Raw genomic sequence first — 22,349 nt, forward strand, 5'->3', positions numbered from 1 at the left:
GCCATCCTCGGCCACGGATCATGGCGCTGACAAGGCCATGACCAGCTGGTGCGTCCCGGCTCACACGACCCGTCCGAAACGTGGACACCAGCCCCCCGGACACACACCGGACGCGCCGGGAACGCCGGAGCACGGGAACGCCGGAGCCCCCGGCCGCAGCGCGTGCGGCCGGGGGCTCCGGCGAAACGGACGGGCGGACGGGCCTACAGGCCGACCTCGCGCATCAGCTGGCCGACCTCCGGGTTGGTCAGGCGGCGCAGCCAGCCCGACTTCTGGTCGCCCAGGGCGATCGGGCCGAAGTGGGTGCGCACCAGCTTCTCGACCGGGAAGCCGGCCTCGGCCAGCATCCGGCGGACGATGTGCTTGCGGCCCTCGTGGAGGGTCACCTCGACCAGGTAGTTCTTGCCGACGTTGGAGATGACCTTGAAGCTGTCGGCACGGGCGTAGCCGTCCTCCAGCTCCACGCCCTGGGCGAGCTGCTTGCCCAGGTCGCGCGGGATCGGGCCCTGGATCGCGGCCAGGTAGGTCTTGGTCACGCCGTACCGCGGGTGGGTGAGGCGGTGGGCCAGCTCGCCGTGGTTGGTGAGCAGGATGATGCCCTCGGTCTCGGTGTCCAGGCGGCCGACGTGGAACAGCCGGGTCTCCCGGTTGGTCACGTAGTCGCCCAGGCACTGGCGGCCGTCCGGGTCCTCCATGGTGGAGACCACGCCGGCCGGCTTGTTCAGCGCGAAGAACAGGTAGGACTGGGTGGCGACGGTCAGGCCGTCCACCTTGATCTCGTCGTTCTGCGGGTCGACCCGCTTGCCCTGCTCGGTGACCAGCTTGCCGTTGACCTCGACCCGGCCCTGCTCGATCAGCTCCTCGCAGGCGCGGCGGCTGCCGATGCCGGCCCGGGCCAGCACCTTCTGCAGACGCTCGCCCTCGGGCTCGCCGAAGGTCTTGGGCAGCTTGACGGCCGGCTTGTCGTGCCGGGCGAGGACGGCGTCCTCGATCTTGGCCTGGAGCTCGCGGGAGCGCTGCGGCTGACGGCGCGGGTCGCCCGGGGCGCCCTGGCCCTCGCGGCGCGGGCGCGGGGCCGGGCCGGGGCGCCGGCCGGCGTAGCCGCCGCGGGCCGGGGTGGCGTTGGGGCCGCCGCCGTACTCGGGGCGGTCGTACTTGCGCTCCTCGGGCCGCAGCGGGCGGTCCGGGTAGCGGCGGTCGTCGCGCCGGTCGTCCCGACGGCCCTCGCGCCGGTCGTCACGGCCGTAGGAGCCGCCGCCGTACGAGCCGCCGCGCGAACCCGAGCCCGAGCCGCCGCCGTACGAACCGCCGCGCGAACCCGAACCCGAGCCGCCGCGGCCGCTGCCGCCGCCGTACGAACCCCCGCGCGAGCCCGAGCCCGAGCCGCCGCGGCCGCTGCCGCCGCCGTAGGAGCTGCCGCCCCGGCCCCCGCCCTGTCCGCCGCGACCGCTCCCGCCGCCGCTGCTGTTCCTGCCGTTGCCACTGCTACGCATCAAAGTGTCCGTACGTCGTTCCGTCTGGGATGTGCGGTCGTTTCGGCCGACCTCACCGCCCCCTACCGATCGGGCCCGGCCCGACCGGCCTCGCCACTGCCGTCCGCGGCCTGCGCGGCAGCGGCGGCGACCGCCTCCGCGATCATCGTGCCCTCCAGGGACTCCGCTTCCACGTCGTCGACCTCGGGCAGGAAGGGAGCGAGCTCCGGCAGCTCGTCCAGGCCGCGGAGCCCCATCCGTTCCAGGAAGTAGTTCGTCGTCCGATACAGGATCGCACCTGTTTCGGGCTCGGATCCGGCCTCTTCCACCAGTCCTCGCTGTACCAGGGTACGCATCACGCCGTCACAGTTCACACCGCGGACGGCGGAAACCCGTGATCTGGACACCGGCTGCCGGTAGGCGACCACCGCCAGGGTCTCCAGCGCGGCCTGGGTGAGCCGGGCCTGGCGGCCGTCCAGGAGGAAGCGGTCGACGGCCTCGGAGCAGGTGTCCCGGCTGTAGAACCGCCACCCGCCCGCGACCTGCCGCAGGTCGAAACCGCGGCCCTGGGCGGTGTACTCGGCGGACAGCTCGCGCAGCGCGGCGGCCACCTCGGCCCGGGGCCGCTCCAGCGCCCCGGCCAGCCGTTCCTCCGCCACCGGTTCGTCGACGACCATCAGGACGGCCTCCAGCTCGGCCCGCAGCCCGGCGTCGGCGGGCCACTCGGCGCCGGAGGCCGACGGGGCCGGCTTCTGGTGCACGACCCGCCCCTGCGCCGCCCCCTCGGCCCCGGCCCGCTCCACCGGCTCCGGCGGCCGCTCGGGCTCCGGCGGCGCCACCGGGTCCGGCAGCAGCGCGAAGGCCGGTTCCAGCCACTCCTCCGCCCGCGGCTGCCCCGGCAGCCCCAGCGGGCGCCGCACCGGCCGCCCGCCTTCGTTCCCGCCGCTCGTCGTCACCGCTCGTCCTCCCTGGCCTCGCCGCCCTCCTCCGCCTCGCCGGCCGTACGGGCCTCGTCGGCCGCACGGGCCTCGCCGGCCGGCCGGTCGAACTCGTCTGTCACCTCGACCGCGCCCCGGCCCTCCTCGGCGACCCAGCGCACCAGCAACTCGCCGAGCGCCTCGGGCTGCTCGAAGGCGAGCACCCGCTCCCGGTACAGCTCCAGCAGGGCCAGGAAGCGGGCGACCACCACCAGGTCGTCCGGCGCGTCCTCGACCAGCCGCCGGAACGAGGCCTCGCCCAGCTCGGTGAGCAGCCCCACCACCAGGGAGGCCTGCTCGCGCACGCTCACCGGCGGGGTGTGGATGTGGTCCACGTAGACGACCGGCGCGGGCCTGGGCTCCATCGCCCTGGCCGCCAGCTCGGCGAGCCGCCGCGGCCCGATGCCGAGGACGACCTCCGGCAGCAGCTCCGCGTGCCGGGGCTCCAGGGCTGCCGTCCGGGGCCGGCGCAGCAGCTCGGCCGCCCAGCGCTCGCCGAACAGGGCCGCCGCCCGCTTGTACGCCCGGTACTGGAGCAGCCGCGCGAACAGCAGGTCGCGGGCCTCCAGCAGGGCCAGGTCCGCCTCGTCCTCGACCTCCGCCGCGGGCAGCAGCCGGGCGGCCTTGAGGTCCAGCAGGGTGGCGGCCACCACCAGGAACTCGGTCGTCGCGTCGAGGTCCCAGTCCGGGCCCATCGCCCGGATGTGCGCCAGGAACTCGTCCGTCACGGTGGCCAGCGCCACCTCGGTGACGTCCATCCGGTGCTTGGCGATCAGGCTGAGCAGCAGGTCGAAGGGGCCTTCGAAGTTGTCCAGCCGTACCCGGAAGCCGCCCCGCGACTCGTCGTCGGTCGCGTTCGCGGCGGTGGCGGCTGGTGGTTCGGCGGTTCTGGGCATGACGGTCCATCTTCACCCGTCGCAGGCTCCGGCCCCGCCACAGGGCGGCCCGACACGCCGTTCCAGCGGCCCTGCGGGGCCTCGTGCGGGCCTCTGCGGCCGCACTGGTCCCGGATCGTCGCTCCGGAGCTCCGACGCCCGGGAAGCACCCCTGCGGCCCCGACACGGCCCCGCCTCGGTTCCCGGGGCCTTCCCCGCTCCCGGCCCGCGTCCCCAGGGCCTCCTGCCGCGTTCCCGGCTCCTGCCGACCGGCGGCCTCCCCACGCCGGGCCGGCGGCCCCCCTCGACGCCCGGCGGAACCCGCCGGCCGCCCTTCCGCGCCGTCTACCGGCCGCGCAGCCGCCGGACCAGGATCGAGGCCTCGCCGCGCTGCTCCAGGTCCGCCAGGACGACCGCGATGGCCTCCCGGACGATCCGTCCGCGGTCCACCGCCAGGCCGTGCTCACCGCGCAGCACCAGCCGGGTGTGCTCCAGGTCCATGAGCTCCTCGGCGGACACGTACACCGTGATCTTCTCGTCGTGCCGCTCGCGCCCGCTGGGCCGGCGCGGGGCGCGGCCTCGGGGCCGGGCACGGCCGGCCGCACCGGGCTGTTCCTCGACGGCGCCCTGGTGCGTCCGGGCCGCCGGCGCGGGGGCCGCGCCACGGCCGCCCGGGGCGGTCTTCCCGGCCGCAGCAGCGCCTGCGGCGGGGGCGGGCCCGGGGGCCGTGCCGGACCGCTGCGCGGGCGCCGGTACCGAGGCGCCCGCCTGCTGCTCCGGCGTCACCTGCCGGTCGTCCTGGGCGCCCTGGGCGGACGCGGCGCCCTCGGTGCCGTCCGGTTGGCCGGTGACGGTCCGCGCGGTCTCCGGTCTGGATGCCTCGGCGGCCGGACGCGGCGCGAGGGAGGGCGACAGCGCCATCCCTCCCGTGGTCCGGAACAGCTCGTCGGCACCCGGGAGACTCACTCGGCGGGGCGGCACCGGTCGAGCACCTCCCTGGCGAGCTGACGGTAGGCGGCGGCACCGACCGAGTTGGTCGCGTACGTCGTGATGGGCTCGCCGGCGACGGTGGTCTCCGGGAAGCGCACGGTCCGCCCGATGACGGTGTGGAAGACGTGCTCGCCGAACGCCTCGACGACGCGCGCCAGCACCTCTCGGCTATGCACGGTGCGCGAGTCGTACATGGTGGCGAGGATGCCGTCCAGGCGCAGCTCGGGGTTGAGCCGCTCGCACACCTTCTCGATGGTCTCGGTGAGCAGCGCGACACCGCGCAGTGCGAAGAACTCGCACTCCAGCGGGACGATCACGCTGTGAGCGGCCGTCAGCGCGTTGACCGTCAGCAGGCCCAGCGAGGGCTGGCAGTCGATGATGACGTAGTCGTAGTCGGGCAGCAGCGGCTTCAGGGCGCGCGCCAGCGCGGACTCCCGGGCCACCTCGCTGACCAGCTGCACCTCGGCGGCGGAGAGGTCGATGTTGGACGGCAGCAGGTCCATGCCGGGGACCGCCGTCTTCAGCAGCACTTCATCGGCCGTCAGGCCCCGCTCCATGAGCAGGTTGTAGACGGTGACGTCGAGCTCCATCGGGTTGACGCCGAGTCCGACCGAGAGCGCGCCCTGCGGGTCGAAGTCGACGAGCAGCACCCGGCGGCCGTACTCGGCCAGTGCCGCGCCCAGGTTGATGGTCGACGTGGTCTTGCCGACGCCGCCCTTCTGGTTGCACATGGCGATGATCTGGGCGGGGCCGTGCTCGCCGACCGGCGCGGGGATCGGGAAGTACGGCAGCGGACGGCCGGTCGGGCCGACCCGCTCGCGGCGCTGGCGCGCGGCGTCGGGGGCCAGCGTGGCGGCGTACTCCGGGTCCGGCTCGTACTCGGCGTCCGGGTCGTCGTAGGCGCCGTAGGCGAACTCGCCGTAGGCCAGGCCGTAGGCCGCCAAGTCGGCGTCGTGATCGGTCACCGTGGTCACCTGTGCTGTGTTCTGGCGTGCTTCGAAGGTACGGAGTGCGACCGAGCCGACCTCGGCCGAGCCCACGGAGGGCTGCCGGGCCCCGGGCTCCTCACTCGGCTGGCCGGCGGTGAGCTCCGCCAGTCCTGGCTGACCACCCCCGGGAGCAATTGTCGACTCATTCACAAGTCGTCTTACCTCCTTGGGCATCCAGGACTCTATGTCGATTCGTCAGCGTGGCAGCATGCCGACGGTTTGCGACTCTAGGCCGTTCAAGGCGTTCGCAGCAACACAATCCACGGTAGTCGGCAGGATGTGTCGACTATCGAGCGGGCTGCTGTCAAGGGATGAGAGGGTCACCGGCCCCAACGTTTCTGCGGGCGGGTGACGTGACCGACAGACATTGACGACAGAGCGACGAACCCGATCCGTCCGCCGTTCACGGGCACGGCGAAGCCCCCGGCCCGAAGTGATCGGGTCGGGGGCGAACGACCGCCGGGCGGTCAGGGGGTTCAGGCGAGGACGCTCTCCAGGGAGACCGACTCCAGGCCGAAGGCCTCGGCCACGGCCGGGAAGGTGATCTGGCCCTCGTGGACGTTCAGACCCTTGGCGAGCGCGGCGTCGCGGCGCAGCGCGTCCTTCCAGCCGCGGTTGGCCAGCTCCAGCACGTACGGCATGGTGGCGTTGGTCAGCGCGTAGGTGGAGGTGTTCGGGACGGCGCCCGGCATGTTGGCCACGCAGTAGAAGACCGAGTTGTGGACCTTGAAGGTCGGGTCGTCGTGCGTGGTGGCGTGCGAGTCCTCGAAGCAGCCGCCCTGGTCGATGGCGATGTCGACGAGCACGGAGCCCGGCTTCATGCGGGAGACCAGCTCGTTGGTGACGAGCTTCGGGGCCTTGGCGCCCGGGATCAGCACGGCACCGACGACCAGGTCGGCCTCCAGGACGGCCTTCTCCAGCTCGAAGGAGTTCGACACGATGGTCTTGACCTTGGTGCCGAAGATGCGGTCGGCCTCGCGCAGCTTGTTGATGTCGCGGTCCAGCAGGGTCACCTCGTAACCCATGCCGACGGCGATGGTGGCGGCGTGCCAGCCGGAGACGCCACCGCCGATGACGACGGCCTTGGCCGGGTGGGTGCCGGGGACGCCGCCCGGCAGGGTGCCGCGGCCGCCGGCCGGACGCATCAGGTGGTACGAGCCGACCTGCGGGGCCAGGCGGCCCGCGACCTCGGACATCGGGGCGAGCAGCGGCAGCGCGCCGTTCGACAGCTGCACGGTCTCGTACGCGATGGCGGTGGTGCCCGAGGCGATCAGCGCGTCGGTGCCGGCCCGGTCGGCCGCCAGGTGGAGGTACGTGAAGAGGGTCTGCCCCTTGCGCAGCCGGTGGTACTCGGAGGCGATGGGCTCCTTGACCTTCAGCAGCAGGTCGGCGGTGGCCCACACCTCGTCGGCGGTGGGGAGGATGGTGGCGCCGGCGGCCACGTACTCCTCGTTCGGGATCGAGGAGCCGAGACCGGCGTTGTCCTCGATGTAGACCTCGTGCCCGTTGCGGACCAGCTCATGCACGCCGGCGGGCGTGATGGCCACGCGGTACTCGTGGTTCTTGACCTCGCGGGGGATGCCGACCTTCACGACTGAACACGTCCTCTTGCCATGGGGGTCCCGACCGGAGAAGACCGGTGGGCGACGCGCACGTGGGGAAGCCTCCGGGACAGCCCGGGGCGGGGATCGCTGCGCGACTGAGTCCGAGTGTAATGAAGCCCAGTCGGCGTGTCAGCCTTCCAAAGTGAATAATTTTCCCGCGCGCATTGGCAGGTTCGTAGGCTTCCCCTGCGACTTACCCGCCAAAGACGCCACTACCGGACATCTTCGACAATACCCCCGAAAGGGCCCATCACCACCCGGCGTCGACGCGTTCCCGCAGGTCCGCCAGGGCGGATCCGACGGCCTCCCGGCCCCGCTCGTCCCCCAGCCGCCGCAGCACCGCGAGCGCGGCCCGGTACTCCCGGTCGGCCTCGTCGAAGCGGCGCTGCGCGGTGTGCGCCTCGGCCACCCGGGCGAGCAGCCGGGCCTCGGCCGCGTGGTCGCCCAGCGCCTGCCGCAGTCCCAGCGCCCGGCCGTACCAGTCGGCGGCCCGCACCGCGTCGCCGAGCGCCCGGTGACAGTTCGCGGCGCTCTCCAGGGCCCTGGCGCAGAGCGGCTCGTCGTCGGCCTTCCGGGCGTGCTCCAGGGCGGCCCGGTAGTGGACGGCGGCCGGATCCCAGCGGCCCGCCGAGGCCTGGAGGTCGCCCAGGTTGAGCAGCGCGGCCGAGGCCCGGCGCGGCCGGCCGTTGCGCTCGGCGACGGTCAGCACCAGCTCGTGCAGCCGGTAGAGGTCGGTGGGGGCGGCGGCCCCGGTCAGCGGCAGCGTCCGCAGCAGCGCGGTGACCAGCCGCCCGGCCGAACCGTCCAGGTCACCCTGGCCGATCGCGTCGGCCACCGCGCCGAGCAGCAGCTCCCGCTCGCCGAGCAGCCACTCGCGGGCGTGCTCGGCCGAGCGCAGCCGCAGCGGGGCGGGCAGCGGCTCCGGGCTCGGGCCCGCCGCCGGGTCGAGCAGCGCGCGGGCCGACTCGGTGAGCCGGACCAGCCGCTCCAGCAACCGGGCCCGGGCGAGCTCGGTCTCGGCCGGCCGGTCCTCCTGCTCGCGCAGCCGGACCAGCCGGGGGTAGAGCCGCCCGGGCACCCGGTAGCGGGGGGTGCCGTCGGCGGCCGGCGCCTCCTCGCCGAGCAGCTCCCGCTCGGCCAGCGCGGCCAGCGTCACGGCCGCGTCCGGCACCGGGCAGCCGACCAGGGCGGAGGCGGTGCGCGGGTCGGCGGTCTGCGCCGGGGCCAGGGTGAGGGTGCGCAGCATCCGCGCCTGGGCGGCCGGCAGCCCGCGGTACAGCAGGGTGAACGCCCCGAGCAGCGGATCGTTGTCGGGCACGGGCACCGGCTCGGCCGGCTCCGGGCCGGGCTTCACCCAGGCCGCCGGGTCACCGGCCGACTCGGCCACCGCGGCCGAGGCCGTCGCGGCGGGCTCGCCGGCCCGGCCCTGCGCGGGGCCGCCCGAGGCCGCCCTCCCCTGCACGGGGCTCCCCGGAGCGGGCTTCGCCGGGGAGGGCTTCGCCGTCCGTTCCCCCTCCTTGTTCTTCGGTGCCCCGCCCTTCTCCTTCTCCTTCGCCGCACCGGCCGGCTCCGCGGAAGCCCCCGCGACCGCCGTCTCCTCCCCCACCACCCGGTTGAGCTCGCGCGCCGCCTCGGTGACCGCGATCTTCGGGTTCGCCCGCAGCCACCCCGCCATCAGCCGCAGCGCGGCCGGCCGGGCGGCGCAGGCCTCGGCCAGGTCGGCCCCGCCCACCGGGTCGCAGGAGATCCGGGTGCCGCCGACCAGGTCGGCCAGCAGCTCCCCGGAGGCCTGCCGGTCCAGCCCGCCGAGGATCACCGGGTCGATGTCCTCGATCCCGGTGAGCGGCCCGGCCGTGGTGGCGAGCACCAGGCACCCGGGCTCGTCGGCGAGCAGCGGCCACACCTGCCCGGCGTCGCGGACGTCGTCCAGCACGAGCAGCACCCGCAGCCCGGCGAGCGCCTCGCGCAGCGCCACGCAGCCCGGTTCGTCCCGCCCGTCCTCGCCGGCCCCGGGAAGCGGCACCGCGGTCTGCGGGTCGAGCTGCTCCAGCAGCAGTCGGGCGGCCCGGGCGGGCGGCACCCGGCCGCCGTCCGGGGCGGACAGCCGGACGAACAGCACGCCGTCCGGGTAGGAGGCGGCGACGGTACGGGCGAAGCGGGCGGCCAGCACGGTCCGTCCGGAGCCGGGGCGCCCGGCCAGCACCAGCACCGGGCAGCGCCCGCTCGCCGGGCGGGCGGCGGCCGCCCGCAGCGCGGCCAGTTCGGCGCGCCGCCCGACGAACAGCGCGGGCGCGGCCGGCAGCCGCTCCAGGCCCGGGACGGCCCCGGCGGGCGCGCCGGGGCCGGGGTCCATCGTCGCCGTCTTCCTCGCCACCCGTGCCACTCCCGACGTCATCCCGCGCTCGGCATCCGACGCTCGGCTTCCGGTGCCCAGCCTCCGGAGCTCCTGAGGAGCTCGGCGGAGGCGGCCCGGGACGGGCGCCCTGTCTGCGAAGCGTAGTTCGACCGTCCGGCTCAGCCGAGGTGACATCCGGTCGTACGAATCGGCAAATCACCCCAACGACTCAACGCACGCGGCCGGCCGTCCCCCGACCGGCCGCCTCCGGCCCCGAAGGCCCCGAAGGACCGGAAGGGCCGGAAGGGCCGGAAGGGCCGGAAGGGCCGGAAGGGCCGGAAGGCCCCGAAGGACCGGAAGGACCGGAAGGGCCGGAAGGGCCGGAAGGCCCCGAAGGACCGGAAGGACCGGAAGGGCCGGAAGGGCCGGAAGGGCCGGGCCCCCGAGGGACCGGAAGCGGCCGGACCTGCTCAGGCCTCGAACGGCCGGGCCGGCCAGGGCGAGTCCGCCGGGCGCAGCGCGTCCAGCCCGTCCGGGCCGGTGAGCGCGGCGTGCACGGCGAGGGTTCCGGTGACCAGGGTCGGGTTGTGCAGCTCCCCGGCCTGGATCAGCCGGATCAGCTCCGGCACGGGCACCCAGGCGACCTCGATCTCCTGCTCCTCCCCCTCGGCCGCGTAGCGCTCGCCCTCGGCCGGCGCCAGGTCGGTGGCCAGGAACATCCGCAGCGCCTCGTCGGTGCCGCCCGGGGAGGTGTAGTAGTCGGCGAGGATCCGCCAGGTGCCGGCCTTGCAGTAGGCCTCCTCGTACAGCTCGCGCTGCGCGGCGTGCCACGGGTTCTCGCCGGGCACGTCGAGCAGGCCGGCCGGCAGCTCCCACAGCCGCTGGCGCACCGGGTGGCGGTACTGGCGCAGCACCAGCACCCGCTGCTCGGCGTCGAGGGCGAGCACCGAGACCGAGCCGGGGTGGGTCTGGTAGTCCCGGCGGGCCCAGCTGCCGTCGGGCATCCGGACCTCCTCGCTGCGCACCCCCGTGACCTTGCCCTGGAACGGGGTCCCGCTCGCCCGGACCTCCCACTCCTCGGCCACGTCGAAGATCCCCTGGCGGCCCTGCTCGTCCATCGCTCTCCCCTTTTCGTCAGTACGACACAATCTAACGCCGAACGGCGGCCCCGCGGGAATCGCGGGGCCGCCGTCCGGTGAACGACCGGGGAGGACTACTCGGAGACCGCGGTCTTGATCTCGATGGCCGCCTTGACCAGGCCCGCGAACAGCGGGTGCGGGCGGGTCGGACGGGACTTCAGCTCCGGGTGGGCCTGGGTGGCCACCAGGTAGGGGTGCACCTCGCGCGGGTACTCGACGTACTCGACCAGGTCGCCCTTGGGCGAGAGGCCGGAGAACACCAGGCCGGTCTTCTCCAGGTCCGCGCGGTAGGCGTTGTTGACCTCGTAGCGGTGGCGGTGGCGCTCCTCGACGTACTGCTCGCCGTTGTACACCTCGCGCACGATCGAGCCCTCGGCGAGCTTGGCCGGGTACAGGCCCAGGCGCATGGTGCCGCCCAGGTCGCCCTTGCCGTCGACGATGGCCAGCTGCTCGGCCATGGTGGAGATGACCGGGTGCTTGGCGGCGGCGTCGAACTCGGTGGAGTTGGCCTCCGGCAGGCCGGCCAGGTTGCGGGCCGCCTCGATGACGACGCACTGCAGGCCCAGGCACAGGCCCAGCAGCGGCACCTTGTTCTCGCGGGCGAAGGTGATGGCGCCGACCTTGCCGTTGACGCCGCGGTCGCCGAAGCCGCCGGGGATGCAGATCGCGTCGACGTCGCCGAGCTGCGCCTGGGCGCCCTCGGGGGTCTCGCAGTCGTCCGAGGTGACCCACTTGATCTCGACGCGGGCGTTGTTGGCGAAGCCGCCGGCGCGCAGCGCCTCGGTCACCGACAGGTAGGCGTCGGGCAGGTCGATGTACTTGCCGACCAGGGCGACCTTGACGATGTGCTGCGGCTCGTGGACGCGGCGCAGCAGGTCGTCCCAGGTGGTCCAGTCGACGTCGCGGAACGGCAGGTCCAGGCGGCGCACCACGTAGGCGTCCAGGCCCTCGCCGTGCAGGACCTTCGGGATGTCGTAGATCGACTTGGCGTCGATGGCCGCGACCACGGCCTCCTCGTCCACGTCGCACATCATCGAGATCTTGCGCTTGATCGCCTGCGGGACCTCGCGGTCGGCGCGCAGCACGATCGCGTCGGGCTGGATGCCGATGTTGCGCAGGGCGGCGACGGAGTGCTGGGTGGGCTTGGTCTTCAGCTCGCCCGAGGGGCCGATGTACGGCAGCAGGGAGACGTGCACGAAGAAGACGTTGTCCCGGCCGACCTCGTGGCGCACCTGGCGGACGGCCTCCAGGAACGGCAGCGACTCGATGTCGCCGACGGTCCCGCCGACCTCGGTGATCACCACGTCGACGTCCTCGGTCGCCATCCGGCGGATCCGGGACTTGATCTCGTTGGTGATGTGCGGGATGACCTGGACGGTGTCGCCCAGGTACTCGCCGCGGCGCTCCTTGGCGATGACGGTCGAGTACACCTGGCCGGTGGTGACGTTCGCCGAGCCGTGGAGGTTGGTGTCCAGGAACCGCTCGTAGTGGCCGATGTCCAGGTCGGTCTCGGCGCCGTCGTCGGTGACGAACACCTCACCGTGCTGGAACGGGTTCATGGTGCCCGGGTCCACGTTGAGGTACGGGTCGAGCTTCTGCATCGTCACGCGCAGGCCGCGGGCCTTGAGCAGCGCACCGAGGCTGGAGGCGGTGAGCCCCTTTCCGAGAGAAGAGGCGACACCCCCGGTGACGAAGAGGTGCTTGGTCGTCACGGCGCGGCCGTTCGCTGCCTTGCCGGAATGGGGCTGTGCCAAGAGGGGGCTCCCGTGGGTCGCGTGTCGAAGCAGACGTGGGCGGGAGGCTCGGGGTTCGCCGGGCGACGGAGGCCGGCTCGGTGCGCGGCGCTCGTTGGTCGTCGGTTCGGCTGGTCCGGGGCGTTTGATCCCGCCGGTCCACGGGATACCAGGGTATCAGTGCCCTGACCCGGACGCCGTTCGGGCCGCGCGCGCCGCGCCGGGAGCGCGCGCGGGGCGCACCACCGGCGCATCAGGAGGCGCAGCCGTCACACCGGTCGCACAACCCACCGGACCGGGCCAGGGCGCGGTGTCCGTCCGGACCATGCCGTCCCCTCCGCCCGGACCAGGCGGAGGTGATCCTTCCGGACCATCCTGCGCCGCGCCCTCACGATGCACGGCATTTCCGCCGAATTGCGGCGCCACACCGGGCTGCGTCCGCGTGCTTCGCCCCTTTCGTCCGTCGTAAGCTGCTCGGACGCATCGCCGACAGCACGAGCACGCGGAGGGCGTGGGAGGGTCAGGACACTCCCGGTCCCCGATGCGCGACCGGACCTCCCCGTATTCCAAGCCCATCCCCACCCACTCCAGGGGCTCGACCGAGCCCCGCGGACACTCCAGCAGGGCCTGCCACCACCCCCGGCAGGCCGGACGTCCCGGGGTGGACATCCGGCCCCGCAGCCCGCTCGCTCCCTCCGCTCGCCGATGCCCTGACCACATTGCGAACTGGAGATCCACGTGGCCGGCCGTATCGAGGACTACGCACTCATCGGGGACATGCAGACCGCTGCCCTGGTCAGCAGGGACGGGGCGGTGGACTGGCTCTGCCTTCCCCGCTTCGACTCGCCGGCCGTGTTCGCCGGCCTGCTCGGCACCGATGAACACGGCTTCTGGCGGATCGGCCCGGCCGAGGCCGTCCTGACCGAGGTCCCCGCACCGGCCGCCGCCACACCCCCCGCCGGCGCCGGCCGCACCCGCCTCGCCGACACCTCCGACCTGCGGGTCCCCCCGCCCACCGCCGCCGCCCCCGCGCTGCCCGCCGACCGCCGCCGCTACCGGGGCGACTCGCTGATCCTGGAGCAGGAGTGGGACGCCCAGGGCGGCACCGTCCGGGTGATCGACTTCATGCCGCCGCGCCCGCTGGCCGGCAAGGACGCCGTCCCCCAGGTGATCCGGATCGTCGAGGGCGTCTCCGGCACCGTGCGGATGCGCTCGGCACTGCGGATGCGCTTCTCCTACGGCCGGGTGGTGCCCTGGGTGCACCGAGTCGAGCAGCCCGACGGCGGCCACCGCACCGTCGCCATGGCCGGGCCCGACTCGGTCTGGCTGGACGGCGAGGCCGAGACCTACGGCCGTGACCTCACCACCTACGCCGACTTCACCGTCACCGCCGGCGAGCGGATCGCCTTCGCCCTCACCTGGCAGGCCTCCCACCTCGACCCGCCCCGGACCCCGGACGCCGAGGAGCTGCTCGACGCCACCGCCGACTTCTGGCACGAGTGGGCCGACCAGTGCACCTACCAGGGCCCCTACCGCGAGGCCGTGATCCGCTCCCTGATCACCCTCAAGGGCCTCACCTACGCCCCCACCGGCGGGATCGTCGCCGCCCCCACCACCTCGCTGCCCGAGGACATCGGCGGCGAGCGCAACTGGGACTACCGCTACACCTGGCTGCGCGACGCCGCCATCACCCTCTCCTCGCTGCTGCGCACCGGCTACCGCGAGGAGGCCCGCGCCTGGCGCGAGTGGCTGCTGCGCGCCGTCGCCGGTGACCCGGAGAACCTCCAGATCATGTACGGCATCGCCGGCGAGCGCGAGCTCACCGAGTCCTCGCTGGACTGGCTGCCCGGCTACGAGGGCTCCCAGCCCGTCCGGGTCGGCAACGGCGCCGCCGGACAGCTCCAGCTCGACGTCTACGGCGAGGTCGTCGAGGCCCTCCACCTCGCCCACATGACCGGCCTGGTCCGCAACGACCACGCCCACCAGCTCCAGCTGCGCCTGATCGACTACCTGGAGGACCACTGGCAGGAGCCGGACGAGGGCATCTGGGAGGTCCGCGGCCCGCGTCGGCACTTCGTCCACTCCAAGGTGATGGCCTGGGTCGCCGTCGACCGCACCATCAAGCTGCTGGAGCAGACCCCCGAGGACGCCTCCGGCGGCCACCTGGAGCGCTGGCGCGAGCTGCGCGCGCAGATCCACGCGGACGTCTGCGAGAAGGGCTACGACCCCGAGCGCAACACCTTCACCCAGTACTACGGCGGCAAGGAGCTGGACGCCTCGCTGCTGCTGATCCCCCAGGTCGGCTTCCTGCCCCCGGACGACAAGCGGGTGATCGGGACCATCGAGGCGATCCAGCGCGAGCTGTCCACCGAGGACGGCTTCGTGCTGCGCTACCCGACCCACGACGAGTCGGGCAACAACGTCGACGGCCTCTCCGGCCACGAGGGCGCCTTCCTGGCCTGCTCGTTCTGGCTGGCCGACGACCTCGCCATGATCGGCCGGGTGCAGGAGGCCCGCGAGCTGTTCGACCGGCTGCTGGCGCTGCGCAACGACCTGGGCCTGCTCGCCGAGGAGTGGGACCCGCGGCTCAAGCGCCAGGTCGGCAACTTCCCCCAGGCCTTCAGCCACGTCCCGCTGATCGACACCGCCCTGCGGCTGACCGCCTGCGGCGCCGCGTACCTGTCCGCCCAGCCGGACGGCCCGGCCGCCGACCGGGTCGAGCGGGCCACCGTCTAGCGCTACCCGCGCTGCACCAGCTCGTCGTAGGTGCTGAGCACCTGGGCGACGGTGGCGGCCTCGTCCGGCCAGGTCTCGGCCTGGTGGCGGCCGGCCGCCACCAGGCGCTCGCGGCGGGCCGGGTCGGACAGCACCGCCCGCACCGCGCGGCCGAGCACCTCCGGGTCGCCCGGGGGCACCAGCACGGCGGCGTCACCGACCAGTTCGGGGATGCCGCCGACGGCGGTGGCGACCACCGGCACGCCGGCCCGCATCGCCTCCTGCACCACCAGCGAGCGGGCCTCCCAGCGGCTGGAGACCACCACCACGTCCGCGGCGGCCAGCAGGTCGGGCACGTCGGTGCGGTAGCCGAGCAGCCGCACCGGCAGCTTCTCCGCGGCCGTCCGCTCGCGCAGCGCGCCCGCCTCCGGGCCGTCCCCGGCGAGCAGCACCAGCGGCTCCGGGTCCAGGACGGACAGTTCCCGGGTGGCGTCCAGCAGCAGCCCGAAGGCCTTCTGCGGGACGAGCCGGCCGACCGCCAGCACCAGCGGACGGTCTGGGCCGCCGCCGAGCAGCGCGGCGCGCGCCTCGGTGCGGCCGAGCAGGCCCTCGGGCATCGGCGGCGCGGCCACCGGGCCCAACCGGGCGTCGCTGGCGCCCAGTTCGCGGGCCCGGGCGACGAGGTCGGAGGAGGCGCCGAGGACCAGGTCGGCGGCGCGCGCCACCCGACGCTCCATCAGCCGCTGCAGCCGGCGCTCCATGCCGGTGGCCAGCAGGGCGTGGTGCGAGGTGACCACCAGCGGGGTCTCGGGCCGCAGGCCCGGGAAGCGGCCGGCGGTGCGCAGCGCCAGGTCCGACAGCAGCCCGGCGCGCAGCCCGTGGGCGTGCACCACGTCGGCGCCGGTGAAGGCCCGGCGCAGCTCGCCGATCGCGGTGGCGTCGCTGCGGGCGCCCGCGGTGGGGGTGATGTCGACGGTGTGGAACCTGGCACCGGTGCGGGAGAAGCCGAACAGCGCGTCCGTGCCGGCCGGCGCGCAGACCGTGACGTTCACTCCGTGCGCGACCAGGCCCTGGGCCAGGGAGCGCACGTGCGCACCGATGCCGCCGGTGCTGGCGGCCAGGACGAGTACCACGTGCAGCTGCCCCGGTTCGGGGACGGCCGCGGTGGCCCGGGCGGCGGAATGGTCCACGTCGTCTCGCATCCGACTCGATCAGGTTCGCGCGCCGCTTCGCGAGGATTGCCCGCCGGGCGGCGCTCGGGGCTGGGAAGCCAGTGTCCAGCCGCCACCATGCCAGGTCGGCGGCCCTCTTGGACAGTCGGCGCCACCGGGGGCGCGTCGCCGACGTCCGACGCCCCCTTCGGGGCCCGTCGTCGAACTCGCGTCCGCGGGGCGAGTTCGAGGACGGACCCTATCGGCGGCGCGGTGCCCGGGCCGCGGCCAGCAGTTCCTCGGCGTGGGCGCGGCCCAGCTCCGAGTCCTCCAGACCGGCCAGCATCCGGGAGAGTTCGCGCACCCGCTCCTCGTCGTTCAGCACCTTGACACCACTGCGGGTCACGGTTCCGTCGTGGGTCTTCTCCACCACCAGGTGCCGGTCGGCGAACGCGGCGACCTGCGGGAGGTGGGTCACCACCACGACCTGGGCGGACTCGGCCAGCTTGGCCAGCCGGCGGCCGATCTCGACCGCGGCCTTGCCGCCGACGCCCGCGTCCACCTCGTCGAACAGGTAGGTGGGGACGGGGTCGGCGCCCGCGAAGACCACCTCGACGGCGAGCATCACGCGCGACAGCTCACCGCCGGAGGCGCCCTTGGCGATCGGGCGCGGCTGGGCGCCCGGGTGCGGGGCGAGCAGCACCTCGACCTCGTCCACGCCGTGCGGGCCGTACGCGACGGTGCGCCCGTCGAGTTCGATCCCGGCCAGGTCGTCGACCCTGCTGATCGCGAAGGTCACCCGGGCGTGCGGCATGGCCAGTTCGGCGAGCTCGGCGGAGACCGCCTCGGCGAACCGCCCGGCCGCGGCGTGCCGGGCCCGCGACACCTCGGCGGCCAGCTCGGCCAGCTCGGCCCGCAGCTCGGTCTCCCGGGCGCCGAGTTCGTCGATCCGGTCGTCGTCGCCGTCCAGCTCGGCGAGCCGCGCGGCTCCGGACTCGGCCCAGGCGATCACCTCGGCGAGCGAGTTCTCCTCGCCGCCGTACTTGCGCAGCAGCTGGGCCAGGACGGCCCGGCGGTCCTCGACGGAGGCCAGGCGCACCGGGTCGGCGTCCAGGTCGTCCGCGTAGCCGGCCAGGTCGCCGGCCACGTCGGCGAGCAGGTAGCCGACCTCGTTGAGGCGGTCGGCCAGGGCGGCCAGCCGCTCGTCGTGGTGGCGCACGGCGTCCAGGGCCCGGCGGGACTGGGCGAGCAGGGTGCCCGCGTCCAGCGCCTCCGGGTCGACCGGGTCGCCGGCCAGGGCGGCGTGGGCGAGGGTCGCGGCGGAGGACAGCGCGTCGGCGTGGCCGAGTCGCTCGGCCTCGGCGGCCAGCTCCGTGTCCTCGCCGGCCACCGGTTCGGCGGCGGCGATCTCGTCCAGGCCGAAGCGCAGCAGGTCGGCCTCCTGGGCGCGCTCGCGGGCCCGGGTGGTCAGCTCCTCCAGGGTCGCGGAGACCTCGCGCAGGGCGCGGTAGGTCTCCCGGTAGCGGGCCAGCGGCTCGGCCACCGCGGCGCCCGCGTACCGGTCCAGCGCGCCGCGCTGGCGGGCCGGGCGCAACAGGCGCTGCTGGTCGGTCTGGCCGTGCACGGCGATCAGGTCCTCGCCGAGTTCGGCGAGCAGCCCGACCGGCACGGACCGGCCGCCCACGTGCGCCCGGGAGCGGCCCTCGGCGGAGACGGTCCGGCTGATCAGCAGCGCGCCGTCGTCCAGTTCGGCCCCGGCCTCGATCGCGCGGGCCGCGACCGGGGAGTCGGCGGGCAGTTCCAGCCGGCCCTCCACGACGGCGCGTCCGGTGCCGTTGCGCACCAGGCCCGGGTCGGCGCGTCCGCCGAGCAGCAGGCCCAGGCTGGTGACGACCATGGTCTTGCCGGCGCCGGTCTCCCCGGTCACGGCGGTGAAGCCGGGGGCGAGTTCGACCACCGCGTCGTCGATGACCCCAAGATCCCGTATCCGCATCTCGTCCAACACGGAGACGACCTTACGAGGTTCCGCCCCCGGCGCGCGACGAGCGACAACGGCGCGCGGCAACTCCGTGCCCGGAAGTTCATCCCTTCCGGGGGTCCCCGGCGGGTACCGGCACGGTGCACCAGGGCAGGAAGAGCTGCACCATCGGGCCGATGGCCAGGGCGTACGCCACGGTGCCGACCCCGACGGTGCCGCCGAGCAGCAGCCCGACGGTGAGGACCGTCACCTCGATGCCGGTGCGGATCAGCCGCAGCGAGCGGCCGGTGCGCCGGTGCAGGCCGGTCATCAGGCCGTCGCGCGGGCCGGGGCCGAGCCGGGCGCCGATGTAGAGGCCGGTGGCCAGGCCGTTGAGGGCGATCGCCGCGGCCGCCAGGGCGATCCGGGCGGGCAGGGCGCCGGGGGTGCCGACGATCCGCAGGGTGAGGTCCATGGCCGTGCCGATCACCAGGACGTTGGCGGCGGTGCCCAGGCCCGGGCGCTGGCGCATCGGGATCCACAGCAGCAGGACGAGGGCGCCGCAGATCGTCACCCAGGCGCCGACCGAAAGCCCGACGGTGCGCTGCAGGCCTTGGTGCAGGACGTCCCAGGGGTCGAGGCCGAGGCCGGACCGGAGCATCAGGGCCGCGCTCGCGCCGTACAGGGCGAGGCCGACGAACAGCTGCGGGATCCGGCGGCCCAGGGCGCGGGTGTCGCCGAGCACCCGCTCGGCGAGGGTCCGGTGCCCGGTGCCCGGTGCCGGCGCGGTGGTCGCGGTGATCGTGGTGGTCGTGGTGGTGGCTGCTGCCGGTGTGGTCGTGGTGGCCACTGCTGCTCCTGCGGGTGGTGCTGCACCCCCGGAGAGGCCCGGCGGTGGCGGACGGTGCGGCCGCCCTGCCATGATGTCCAGGCCAATACGGCCCACTCCAGGGCCAATACCGAGCAAGTGGACTGATCGCGATGGCCGACTGGCACACCACCGTCACCCCGCCCGCCCTGGCCCGGCTGCTCGCCACCGCCCGGCTCCCCGAGCCGGCCTCCGCCCGCCGCCCCGCCTACCGCACCCTGGCCGGACAGATCCGACTGCTGGTCACCGAGGGCCGGCTGCCGGTCGGCGCCCGGCTGCCCGCCGAACGCGAGCTGGCCACCGCCCTGGCCCTGAGCCGGACCACCGTCGCCACCGCGTACGAGACCCTGCGCGGCGACGGCTACCTGCGCAGCCGGCGAGGCTCGGGCAGCTGGACCGCCCTGCCCGAGGGGGCCCCGCCGCCCGGCGAGGCCCTGCACCCCGTCCCGCCGGACGAGCAGGGCCGCATCCTGGACCTCGGCGTGGCCGCCCCGCCCGCCCCGCAGCCCTGGGTCGGCCGGGCCGCCGCCCGGGCCGTCGAACAGCTGCCGTACTACGCCGCCGGGCACGGCCACTACCCCACCGGCGTCCCGGTGCTGCGCGAGGCCGTCGCCCGCCGCTTCACCGAGCGCGGGCTGCCCACCACCCCCGACCAGATCCTGATCACCACCGGCGCCATGGGCGGGCTGCACCTGCTCCAGCGGGTGCTGATCGGCCGCGGCGACCGGGTCGCCGTCGAGGCGCCCAGCTACGCGCACACCCTCCAGGCGCTGCGGCTGACCGGCGCGCGCCTCGTCCCGGTGCCGTACACCTGGACGCCGCAACCCGCCTGGGACCTCGACGAGTGGCAGCGGGTGCTGCGCGGCGCCGGACCCAGGGTCGCGTACGTGATACCGGACTTCCACAACCCGACCGGCGCGCTGATCGACGAGGAGCAGCGCCGCCGGCTGCTGGCCGCCGCCCGGGCCGCCGGGAGCATCGTGCTGGCCGACGAGACCACCGCCGAGCTCGGCTGGGGCATGCCGCCCGGCACCCCGCTGCCCCGCCCGACGGCGGCACTGGACCGCTCCGCCCAGGTGGTCACCGTCGGCTCGGCGGGCAAGCTGTTCTGGGGCGGTCTGCGGATCGGCTGGGTCCGGGCCGCGCCCGCGCTGGTGCGCCGACTGGCCACCGAGCGGGTCTACAGCGACGTCGGCACCCCGGTGCTGGACCAGCTGATCGTCGCCGAGCTGCTGGGCGAGCCGCTGCCCGAGGTGCGGGAGCACCAGCTGGCCCGGCTGCGGGCGACCGCGCGGGCCTTCGCCGCCGCCCTGCCCGAGCGGCTACCGGGGTGGAGCTTCACCATGCCGCCGGGCGGGCTATCCCTCTGGGTCTCCACCGACGGCCTGTCCGGCGCCGCGCTGGCCCGGGCCGGGGAGCTCGCCGGGGTCCGGATCGCCTCCGGCAACCGCTTCGGCTCGGACGGCGCCTTCGAGCACCACATCCGCATCCCGGTCACCGTGGCCGCCACGACCGTCCCCGAGGCCGTCGAGCGCCTCGCCGCCCTGGCCGCCCGAGCGGCGGCCGGCGGCCGGCTCGAACCGGCCGACGAGGCCCAGCCGCTGGCGGTCTGACGGGCCCGCCGGGGCCGGTGCGCCACCTCACGGAGGATCAGAACCCTTGGCGCGCACCGGCTTCGGCACGGGAGTGCGGTCGCTGCCGGGCCGTACCGCCGTCAGGGGTGGTCGGCCCGGCCACGCCAACCCGTCACCGGCAGCGCGAACTTGGCCACCAGCCGGTCGGTGAACGGCGCCCGGTGCAGTCTGGCCAGCCGCACCGGGGTCCGGCCCCGGCGGACCTCCACCCGCGCCCCGGCGGGCAGTTCGACCGAACGGCGCCCGTCGCACCAGAGCACGCCGTGCGGGGTCTTGGGCTGCACCTCGACCGCCAGCACCGACTCCGGCGAGGTCACCAGCGGGCGGGCGAACAGCGCGTGCGCGGAGATCGGCACCATCAGCAGCGCCTCCACCTCCGGCCACACCACCGGCCCGCCGCCGGAGAACGCGTACGCGGTGGACCCGGTCGGTGTCGCGCACACCACGCCGTCGCAGCCGAAGTTGGAGACCGGGCGGCCGTCCACCTCGGTCACCACCTCCAGCATCCGCTCCCGGGCCGCCTTCTCGATCGAGGCCTCGTTCAGCGCCCAGTCCTCGTGCACCACGTCGCCGTTGGTGCGGACGATGACGTCGATCGTCATCCGCTCCTCGACCTCGTAGTCGGCGTCCACCACCCGCTCGACCACCACGGCCAGGTCGTCCCGCTCTGCCTCGGCGAGGAAACCCACCCGGCCCAGGTTGATCCCGAGCATCGGCAGCCCGTGGGAGCGCGCCAGCTCCGCCCCGCGCAGCAGCGTCCCGTCCCCGCCGGCCACCAGGATCAGCTCGCAGCCGTCCGCCGCACCGGGGCCCTCGGCCACCTTCTCGACGCCCTCGGGCAGGTCCAGGTCCACCGCCTCGGCTTCCAGCAGTCTGATCCGGAGCCCCGACTTCAGCAGCCCCTGCACCAGGGCCTCGACGCTGCGCAGCGCCGTCTCCCGGCCGGTGTGCGCGATCAGGAAGACCGTACGTTCTTCATCGCTCATGCCGCTGCCCTCTCCCTAACGCCTACCGGGTCGCCCTTGGCCCCGGTGCGGCCGCGCCATCCGAACACGGCGGACCGGACGCTCGCAAGGCACCCTACCGGGGCCCCTCCGCCACGGCCCGGTCCGCGTCCGCGGGGTCCAGCCGCGGAGCGTCCCGGCGCAGCCAGAGGAAGTACTCGACGTTGCCGGACGGCCCCGGCAGGGGGCTCGCGGTGACGGCCCGCACGCCCAGCCCGAGCTCCCACGCCTGCCCCGCGACCTGACGCACCATCTCGGCGCGCAGCTGCGGGCTGCGCACAACCCCGCCGCTGCCCAGCCGCTCCTTGCCGATCTCGAACTGGGGCTTGACCATCAGCACCAGGTCCGCGTCCGCGGCCGCGCAGGAGGCGAGGGCCGGGAGCACCAGGCCCAGCGAGATGAACGACAGGTCGCCCACCACCAGGTCCACCGGGGTGCCGCCGATCAGGTCCACGGTCAGCTCGCGCACGTTGGTGCGGTCCATCACGGTGACCCGGTCGTCGCTCTGCAGCGACCAGGCGAGCTGCCCGTAGCCGACGTCCACCGCCAGCACGTGCGCGGCCCCGGCCCGCAGCAGCACGTCGGTGAAGCCCCCGGTGGAGGCACCCGCGTCCAGCGCCCGGCGGCCCTCGACCACCAGGCCCTGCGGGACGAAGGCCGCGAACGCGCCGGCGAGCTTGTGGCCGCCGCGCGAGACGTAGTCGGGGTCGTTCTCGTCCTTCGCCACCACGACCGCCGCCGAGGTCTCCACCTGGGTGGCCGGCTTGGTCGCGGTGGTGCCGCCGACGGTCACCCGCCCGGCCGCGATCAGCTCGGACGCGTGCTCGCGCGACCGGGCCAGCTTGCGGCGGACCAATTCCGCGTCGAGTCGACGTCGTGCCACTGCCACTGGTGCTTCAGCTCCTA

16 protein-coding genes are annotated in these 22,349 nt (G+C 74.7%); 2 read left to right on the forward strand and 14 right to left on the reverse strand.

All coding sequences use genetic code 11. From position 1 onward, the window contains the following. Positions 1 to 203: 203 nt before the first annotated feature. The 9 genes from ACWD4P_RS21080 to ACWD4P_RS21120 all read right to left on the reverse strand — a co-directional run bounded on the left by ACWD4P_RS21080 (position 204) and on the right by ACWD4P_RS21120 (position 12,093). Positions 204 to 1,493: a pseudouridine synthase gene (locus tag ACWD4P_RS21080; RefSeq protein WP_449780576.1), complete on the reverse strand. Its 1,290-nt coding sequence runs from the start codon at positions 1,491 to 1,493 to the stop codon at positions 204 to 206. A gap of 62 nt (positions 1,494 to 1,555) precedes the next feature. Further along, the gene (gene scpB, locus ACWD4P_RS21085) at positions 1,556 to 2,149 is read right to left on the reverse strand and encodes an SMC-Scp complex subunit ScpB (RefSeq protein WP_449780587.1); all 594 of its coding nucleotides are present in this window, start codon (positions 2,147 to 2,149) and stop codon (positions 1,556 to 1,558) included. A gap of 275 nt (positions 2,150 to 2,424) precedes the next feature. Then, positions 2,425 to 3,345, reverse strand: coding sequence for a segregation and condensation protein A (locus tag ACWD4P_RS21090; protein WP_449780577.1), 921 nt, complete (start codon positions 3,343 to 3,345; stop codon positions 2,425 to 2,427). A gap of 324 nt (positions 3,346 to 3,669) precedes the next feature. Beyond that, entirely contained in the window at positions 3,670 to 4,245 is a 576-nt protein-coding gene (locus ACWD4P_RS21095) for a hypothetical protein (protein ID WP_449780578.1), read from the reverse strand. Positions 4,246 to 4,286: 41 nt separating this feature from the next. Beyond that, entirely contained in the window at positions 4,287 to 5,354 is a 1,068-nt protein-coding gene (locus ACWD4P_RS21100) for a ParA family protein (RefSeq protein ID WP_449780588.1), read from the reverse strand. Positions 5,355 to 5,779: 425 nt separating this feature from the next. Beyond that, positions 5,780 to 6,895: an alanine dehydrogenase gene (ald, locus tag ACWD4P_RS21105; protein ID WP_359830918.1), complete on the reverse strand. Its 1,116-nt coding sequence runs from the start codon at positions 6,893 to 6,895 to the stop codon at positions 5,780 to 5,782. 262 nt (positions 6,896 to 7,157) lie between these two features. Further along, on the reverse strand, positions 7,158 to 9,281 hold the full coding sequence (locus ACWD4P_RS21110) for an AAA family ATPase (RefSeq protein WP_449780579.1): 2,124 nt from the start codon (positions 9,279 to 9,281) through the stop codon (positions 7,158 to 7,160). Positions 9,282 to 9,712: 431 nt separating this feature from the next. Further along, positions 9,713 to 10,360 carry an NUDIX hydrolase gene (locus ACWD4P_RS21115; protein ID WP_359830872.1) on the reverse strand — a complete coding sequence of 216 codons (648 nt, stop codon included), beginning with the start codon at positions 10,358 to 10,360 and terminating at the stop codon, positions 9,713 to 9,715. Between the two features lie 95 nt (positions 10,361 to 10,455). Then, a complete protein-coding gene (locus tag ACWD4P_RS21120) occupies positions 10,456 to 12,093 on the reverse strand; it encodes a CTP synthase (protein ID WP_359830875.1) in 1,638 nt (545 codons plus the stop codon). 759 nt (positions 12,094 to 12,852) lie between these two features. Here ACWD4P_RS21120 and ACWD4P_RS21125 point away from each other — a divergent pair. Continuing rightward, positions 12,853 to 14,850: a glycoside hydrolase family 15 protein gene (locus tag ACWD4P_RS21125; RefSeq protein WP_449780580.1), complete on the forward strand. Its 1,998-nt coding sequence runs from the start codon at positions 12,853 to 12,855 to the stop codon at positions 14,848 to 14,850. Between the two features lie 2 nt (positions 14,851 to 14,852). On the opposite strand, the gene ACWD4P_RS21130 is transcribed toward ACWD4P_RS21125, so the two are convergent. The 3 genes from ACWD4P_RS21130 to yczE all read right to left on the reverse strand — a co-directional run bounded on the left by ACWD4P_RS21130 (position 14,853) and on the right by yczE (position 18,682). After that, complete coding sequence (locus tag ACWD4P_RS21130) at positions 14,853 to 16,031, reverse strand: glycosyltransferase family 4 protein (RefSeq protein WP_449780581.1); 1,179 nt, start codon at positions 16,029 to 16,031, stop codon at positions 14,853 to 14,855. Positions 16,032 to 16,239: 208 nt separating this feature from the next. Continuing rightward, the gene (recN, locus tag ACWD4P_RS21135) at positions 16,240 to 17,973 is read right to left on the reverse strand and encodes a DNA repair protein RecN (RefSeq protein ID WP_359829377.1); all 1,734 of its coding nucleotides are present in this window, start codon (positions 17,971 to 17,973) and stop codon (positions 16,240 to 16,242) included. Between the two features lie 88 nt (positions 17,974 to 18,061). Then, a complete protein-coding gene (gene yczE, locus ACWD4P_RS21140) occupies positions 18,062 to 18,682 on the reverse strand; it encodes a membrane protein YczE (RefSeq protein ID WP_449780589.1) in 621 nt (206 codons plus the stop codon). A 236-nt stretch (positions 18,683 to 18,918) separates the two neighbouring features. Here yczE and yczR point away from each other — a divergent pair, with 236 nt between their 5' ends. Next, positions 18,919 to 20,418, forward strand: coding sequence for a MocR-like transcription factor YczR (gene yczR / locus ACWD4P_RS21145; RefSeq protein WP_449780582.1), 1,500 nt, complete (start codon positions 18,919 to 18,921; stop codon positions 20,416 to 20,418). A 101-nt stretch (positions 20,419 to 20,519) separates the two neighbouring features. Here yczR and ACWD4P_RS21150 read toward each other — a convergent pair whose 3' ends face one another. Both ACWD4P_RS21150 and ACWD4P_RS21155 read right to left on the reverse strand, forming a co-directional pair. Continuing rightward, positions 20,520 to 21,425 carry an NAD kinase gene (locus ACWD4P_RS21150; RefSeq protein ID WP_449780583.1) on the reverse strand — a complete coding sequence of 302 codons (906 nt, stop codon included), beginning with the start codon at positions 21,423 to 21,425 and terminating at the stop codon, positions 20,520 to 20,522. 94 nt (positions 21,426 to 21,519) lie between these two features. Continuing rightward, entirely contained in the window at positions 21,520 to 22,326 is an 807-nt protein-coding gene (locus tag ACWD4P_RS21155; protein ID WP_359829372.1) for a TlyA family RNA methyltransferase, read from the reverse strand. Positions 22,327 to 22,349 lie beyond the last annotated feature (23 nt).

The sequence above is a fragment of the Kitasatospora sp. NPDC002543 genome (genome assembly GCF_053594915.1).

Coding starts and splice junctions, on each gene's coding strand:
- ACWD4P_RS21080 (WP_449780576.1), bottom strand. CDS start 1,493: ATGCGTAGCAGTGGCAACGGCAGGAACAGCAGCGGCGGCGGGAGCGGT.
- scpB (WP_449780587.1), bottom strand. CDS start 2,149: ATGGTCGTCGACGAACCGGTGGCGGAGGAACGGCTGGCCGGGGCGCTG.
- ACWD4P_RS21090 (WP_449780577.1), bottom strand. CDS start 3,345: ATGCCCAGAACCGCCGAACCACCAGCCGCCACCGCCGCGAACGCGACC.
- ACWD4P_RS21095 (WP_449780578.1), bottom strand. CDS start 4,245: ATGGCGCTGTCGCCCTCCCTCGCGCCGCGTCCGGCCGCCGAGGCATCC.
- ACWD4P_RS21115 (WP_359830872.1), bottom strand. CDS start 10,360: ATGGACGAGCAGGGCCGCCAGGGGATCTTCGACGTGGCCGAGGAGTGG.
- ACWD4P_RS21130 (WP_449780581.1), bottom strand. CDS start 16,031: ATGCGAGACGACGTGGACCATTCCGCCGCCCGGGCCACCGCGGCCGTC.
- recN (WP_359829377.1), bottom strand. CDS start 17,973: ATGCGGATACGGGATCTTGGGGTCATCGACGACGCGGTGGTCGAACTC.
- yczR (WP_449780582.1), top strand. CDS start 18,919: ATGGCCGACTGGCACACCACCGTCACCCCGCCCGCCCTGGCCCGGCTG.
- ACWD4P_RS21150 (WP_449780583.1), bottom strand. CDS start 21,425: ATGAGCGATGAAGAACGTACGGTCTTCCTGATCGCGCACACCGGCCGG.